General features: G+C 71.1%; 1 protein-coding gene. It reads right to left on the bottom strand.

What is annotated here, in order from left to right; translation table 11 throughout:
- Positions 1-619 (bottom strand): HNH endonuclease (locus AC1DES_RS19155; RefSeq protein ID WP_476897279.1); only part of this gene is annotated, 619 nt, incomplete at both ends.

Genomic DNA, 619 nt, shown 5'->3' with positions numbered 1-619 from the left:
TTGGTTGCCGTTCTGTTGCTCCAGCCGGGGGTTTCCTTGGTGTGGTTGCAGGCTTCGCAGAGTCCTTGGCCGTTGGTGTGGGTGGTGGGGCCGTTGTTGTGCCAGGGGATGATGTGGTCCAGGTGGCGGATGGGGGCGTCGCAGTAGGGGGTGCGGCAGGTGTCGTCGCGGGCGGTGATGAAGCGGCGGAGCCCGTCGGGGAAGCGGCGGGCGCGGGAGTCCATCGCGATCAGCTCCCCGGTGGAGGGTGCGGTGTAGAGCCGGCGGAGCCAGGTGGTGAGGGCGGGATCCGGGCCGGCGGCCGTGGTGTCTGCTGAGCCGGTTTTTCCGCTTCGGGTGTCTTCGCGGCCGGTGTTTTTGATCAAGGTCCGGGCCCAGGCGGCGGGGACTGTGCCGTAGCCGGGGAGGCGGGCGGGTTCGGTGTCGGACTGGAAGAGGGTGCGGTCGGTGATGACGAGCTGAATCTCGAGTCCGGTGATGCCTCCGGGGGTGCCGGTGGTGCGTTCGACCAGGGCGTCGGCCATGATCTGGGCGCGGGTGCGGGGGTCCCCGGCGGTGCGGAGGGTGTCGGCGTGGCGGGTGAGGGCGGCGTGCACGGCGACGGCCCGGGCGACGGGGA

The sequence above is a fragment of the Arthrobacter sp. 05T442 genome (genome assembly GCF_056395945.1).
The sequence above is the reverse complement of the archived record's forward strand: the minus strand, read 5'-3'. Positions and strand labels throughout refer to the sequence as shown.